The 5,469-nt window shown below is 62.0% G+C and carries 2 protein-coding genes and 1 pseudogene; 2 read left to right on the forward strand and 1 reads right to left on the reverse strand.

What is annotated here, in order from left to right:
• Positions 1-2,281: hypothetical protein (locus IF809_RS37865; protein ID WP_462840020.1), on the forward strand; the 2,281-nt coding region annotated here is incomplete at its 5' end.
• Positions 2,282-2,573: 292 nt separating this feature from the next.
• Here the strand turns inward: IF809_RS37865 and ltrA are convergent.
• A complete protein-coding gene (gene ltrA, locus IF809_RS37870) occupies positions 2,574-3,983 on the reverse strand; it encodes a group II intron reverse transcriptase/maturase (RefSeq protein WP_028170458.1) in 1,410 nt (469 codons plus the stop codon).
• Between the two features lie 272 nt (positions 3,984-4,255).
• Between ltrA and IF809_RS37875 the strand changes: the two are divergent.
• Positions 4,256-4,696: pseudogene (locus IF809_RS37875) on the forward strand (transposase); the annotation flags it as partial.
• Positions 4,697-5,469 lie beyond the last annotated feature (773 nt).

Here is a 5,469-nt window from a genome sequence, read left to right on the forward strand (position 1 = left end):
GGCGTCCGCTGCGTCGGATGCCGCCGTGGAACAGCCGGATCAAAAGCATGTGGCGTTTGAGCAGCACCTGGCAGGCGTGCGAGAGGCGGGCCCTGTATATCCGCACGCGGCGCTTCATGATGTCACTGAGGAAGACGATCACCTCATCCAGGCGGCATCGGCCGCTGCTCTCAATGGAGGGCCGCCGCCGAGTGAGACCACCGTCAAAATTTATGATCGTCGGCTTCGCAAATTCGCCGAGGGGCTGAAGAAGTCCGGCAAATCAATTGCTGGGCTCGATGACGATGCCTTACTCGCTAACGCTAGGAAGCTGCTGCCAAACGACAGGGTCATCGCGCCAGCATTGTTAATGATCAGTCGGTACCGCGAGCCCGACGCCAACGCTCGCCCCCTCTCAACACATTATCGTCCTTCCAGGGAAGATGAGGGTCTTATCAGGGATGCCGCCGAGGCAGGTTTTGGTCGACAGATCGGCAGGAAAACGGCCGAGAGCTATGCGAGCGGACTGCGGAAGTTGGCGGTAGCGCTCCGACCCTTGTCCATTGCCGACCTCAGTGATGATAAACTGCTCGGACACGCGGATAGGTTGTTCCCGAAGGACAAGATGCTCATCTCCGCCTTGAATGGCCTTCGGGACTATCGCGCCATTACCCTGCAGACCAATTTAGGCGGAGAAGGAGGCAGTTCGCGCCAGGTCATCCAGCCGTCCACCCCCTCAGCTATGCCGGCCGATGAGCAGCCGATTGGGGACGATGCAGATGAGCGCAGCTCACGGCCGCCGGGGTTCAATGCTCCGCAGGTCTGGCATGGAGTGGGGTTGGCCGTCCATTCGCCTACGGAAAGTGTCGCCCAGGACGTGCTTTTCGATGCTGCAGAAGCCGAGAGCTTCTTGCCGGCGACCATGCTTGGGCCAACGGTCAGTTCAATGGTTCACTCGCCGGTGCAAAGTGTCGATCAGGAGGCGCTTTTCGATGCCGCGGATCGTGCGAACCTTTTGTCGGCGGCGACCTCCAATGCGCCGGTACCTTGGCCAACGATGAGTCCAACCATTCCCTCGCCGGTGCAACGTGTCCCTCGGGACGCGCTTTTCCATGCCGAGGGTCGCGAGAACCTCTTTCGCGCGCTGACCTTCGATGCACTGGTGCCTGGTCCAATGATGAGTTCAATCATCCACTCGCCGGTGCAAAGTGTCCCTCAGGACGCGCTTTTCGATGCAGCGGACCGCGAGAACCTTTTGCCAACGCCGACCTTCGATGCGCTGATGCCTTGGCCAACGATGAGTCCAACCGTTCCCTCGCCAGCGCAGAGTGTTGCTCAAGAAGCGCCTTTCGATGCCCCTGCTTGGCATCCGAGCTTGCGGCAGCCCGATTTCGCCTCTGAAGACCACTCTGGACAGATGATGAACGAAGGCGCTGCGGCGCAGACCACCCTTGAGCAGACGATCGCAGCAGCCGGCGAAGCCTTTGATGCGTCTTTGAGCGTTCCCGAACATTTCTCCCACGGGACTCAGGCCGCGCCGAATATGATGCACAGGCTTCGCCGCTGGGGCCTCTTGCCGGATGCAGCACAGCGGGTAAAGGCCTACGACATTCGAGGTGAGCGCTATATGGCCGTCTTGGGACCGGGAGGGCTCAACGATGTTCAGCTCGTCCATCTGCTGTCGCCCGCTGTCGGCGATACGTTTGATGTTTCTTTCGCCGTTCCCAAGAATTTTTCCCATCGCACCCAGCCGGCCCCCGACGAGATGCTGTCCAAGTTAGGCGAGTGGGACTTCTTGCCTGTTGTGGAACATCCAATCATGAACTTTGAGATCGGCGGCGAACGCTACACGGCCATCTTGGGACCGGAAGGGCCCAAGGACGTTCAGCTCATTCATCACCCTCGGCCCGCTTTGCCGGGCGAAGCTAGGCCTGCGGCACTGAGGACTTCCTCAGATATCTACGGCGGTCTTGCGCCAGGGCTTGATTCGGCGGCTCCGTTCGAATGGAGTAGGGACGCTCCCTCGGCGCTGGCGCCGAACCTTCCTCTGCCGTCTGCCGCACCTGCATCAGGCCATCAGCCAGTCCCGCAAGTGCCTGAACTGGGAGAGTTCTTGGGCGACGGCTGGACGCACGCCTCCCAAGAGGCTTCGCCCGCCGTGATCGACATATTGCAGAATCTAGGCCTTCTGCCGAGCCGGGACGTCCCAATGACCGCTTTTTTTATCCACGGTCAGCTCTACACGGCAGAGAGCCTACCGGGAAGCCGCGTTCTTCTCTTCCATCAGCCACAATTTGGCTGAATGAGGGGCTCGTCGGCACCTCGGACAGCTGCTCAGGCGGACCTAAAACCACGTCTGATCCTCCTTCCGGAGATCTTAGAAGCACGCTTCAACGATGCCGGGCGGTGAGCAAATCCGACCTTTCCAGTGCCACCATGATCTCAAGCAGCTATCGATCAAGTAAGCATTCGGCAGCACCGCACTCTGCAGAGCAAGAGAGGCGCGGTCGAGTAGCTCAGCCATTTGGCTTTCGCCCTCACAGATCCGGGCGGGCGGATTTCCCGCACCCGGCTCTTCCCGAGGGTAACCCGCGTCATATCCGCGCCTGCGCCCAAGTGCGAGTGATGCGTGGAACGGGCAGAGGGAAGCGTGCCGTCAGGGTGTCGAACTCCGACCAGCCCATGCGCCGACTTTTCTGGCTGCGTCGTCTCAGACAACGTAGCCAGATCCGACGCACTTCGCGGTAGAAGCCGTTGAGCGCTGGATAATTGTGCGGCCTGCCATAGTAGCCGTAGTGCCCGCGCAGTGCGGCGGCGAACCGCTCGTGCTGCGTGGCCAGTGGCGCGTGCATGAGCCGCCAGGCGTCCTGGCGCAACGCCGTCAGCTTGCGCGTCAGGCGTTTCCCTTCCGTCTTGTGCTTCACGATGAACCGGCCATCTCGGGTCCGCCCGCAGTAGTGGGTGAAGCCGAGGAAGGCGAAGGTCTCTGGTCGCCGCTCGCCGCGCCGCTGACGCGAGACGGCCGCGAACCGGCCAAACTCGATCAGCCGCGTCTTGCCCTCATGAAGCATCAGGCCAAAGCTGGCCAGCCGCACCTTGAGGGCCAAGAGCATTTCCTGCGCATCTGCCTTGCTCTCGAAGCCCATGACGAAGTCGTCCGCATAGCGCACGGTCACGACGCGACCGCGGGCATGACGACGACGCCATTGGTGGGCCCAGAGATCGAGGATGTAGTGCAGGAAGATGTTGGCAAGGAGCGGGCTGATGCCTGCCCCTTGCGGCGTGCCCCTGTCCGTCTCTCGCTTCTCGCCGCTCTCAAGAACACCGGCCCGCAGCCACAGCTCGAGGAGCCGTAGGATGCGAGGATCGGCGATCCTGTGCGCCACCATCCGCAACAGCCACTCGTGGTCGACCGAGTCGAAGAAGCTGCGTATGTCGGCATCGAGCACCCAGTTCACACGCTGGCTCATGATCGCCGTATGCAAGGCATCAAGCGCCATATGAGGATTCCGCCCCGGCCGGAAGCCGTAGGAGAACCCAAGGAAGTCGGCCTCATAGACGGCGCTCAACACCTCGGCCACCGCGCTTTGGACGATCTTGTCCTCGAGCGCCGGCACACCGAGAGGCCGCTTACCGCCATCGGCTTTGGGGATGTAGACTCGCCGCACCGGCTGTGGCCGGTAGCGACCAGTGTGGACCCGTCCGCAGAGGTCGCGGATGTTATCCGTGAGCCCCTCTTCGTACTTCGCCATCGTTACCCCATCGACCCCCGCGCTGGCCTGCCGCTTTTGTCGTCGAAACGCCCGAAGCAGAGCGTCCTCGTCGATGTGGTGCAGCAAGGCCGTGAACCGGGTTTGGGCAGCCCGCTTGGCCGCCGCGTTCACCCGATCGAGGTTCGGCGGCAAGGCAACCCGGCTCTGTGTCCGGACCCTGGCCTTCTCGCGCGGGCTCCCCTCGGGCTGGCCCCTTCCCTCCATACGTCTCGTTTCCTTCGACGACTTCACAGGTACTATGGACCAGTCCGACTCCCGACCTCAGCTCGGACCGCGGCTCTGGCAGTGCCTCGCCGCTGTCCCCCACTGGAGACCAATCCAGTGGACCCGATCGGGCCTCTCATGTTCCGATGATTGCCTTCCATGCGTGATGCGGCCATCGACCCCGACGGAGCGGCATCGTCTCGCATAACGACGATGCTCATGCTGCCTTCGTGACTAGGGAACACACTCGGCCTCCGGCTGATGGCGCTGGTGGTCGAAGGCATGACCGGCGCGGCATGTGCAGTGAGATCGGCGACAACGTGAAGGCCTTCCTCAACCGCCCGCTCTAGGGCGATCGGCCCTATCTGTGGATCGGCCACGTACGTGAAGCTGCGTCAGCAGGGGCGCATCGTCTCGGTCGCGGTGACCATCGCGTCGAGTTAACAGCGACGGCCGGCGTGAGGCGCTCGGCATTGACGTCGGCCCATCCGAAGCCGAGACGTTCTGGGCCGCGCTCCTGCGCAAGCTCGTCCGCCGCGGCCTGCGGGGCTACGGGCTCGTCGTCTCCGATACTCATGAGGGATCACGGCCACGGTCGGCGAAGTTCTCAACGCCACTAGCGCTGCCGCGTCCACTTCATGCGCAATGCGCTGGCACGTGCCGGCAAGAGCGCACGGCGCCTCGTCTCCGCCTTCATCGCCACGGTGTGCGCCCAGGACGATGCCGAGGACGCGCGGGCGTAATGGCGCTGCGTCGCCGACCAGCTCCGCTCCCCTGCCAAAGCGCGGCGCCTTCCTTGCAGCGCCGGATCCGCTACTGACGGGCAATGCACGGCGGCGGGCAGGAACTCATCTTCCGTCAGACCTCCGGCTCTTGCGATTGATTTGATACGCAAGCGGCTGACCGCTGGCGTTGTCACGTGACGATCTCCTTCATCCCGCTAATCCCGAATCTTTTTCGATTCGCCTGTGCGATGTAGTGCGCGGGCTTCTTCGCCATGTTTCTGAACTTGGCCACTCTAGAATCAGAAATGCCGTCAGTTGCGAGTTCCTTGCGTGCAATGAAAATTCAGATCGAAGCCCGTAGCACGAGTAAGTACGCGGCAACGGGCGGTGCTCCCGCCGCTCTTCGTAAATATGAATGTGCATCACGTCTTCGACCTCTGGACCCACGAGTGGAGAAGCAGCGGCAGCTATGCCGGCGGCAGTCTTATGGGCTTCGAAATAAAACCGAGGTCCTACGCCTTCTCGACGCCCTGCGTGAGCGAATAGCGGAGTTCGGTCTTTCGCTAAATGAGGAGAAGACCCGGATTCTGAAATTTGGACGGTACGCGGCCGAGCGCCTCTCGCGCCGGGGCAACGCCGCCCGAAGACGTTCGACTTCCTCGGGTTCACGCACATCTGCGCGGTGCACCCAACGAAATCCGCACTTCACAATGCGGATTTCACGGATCGTGAGCATCGATTTCGCGCGATCGTGAGCACTGAATTCAGACGATCGTGAGCAGCCCGCT

The organism is Bradyrhizobium sp. UFLA06-24 (assembly GCF_054967145.1).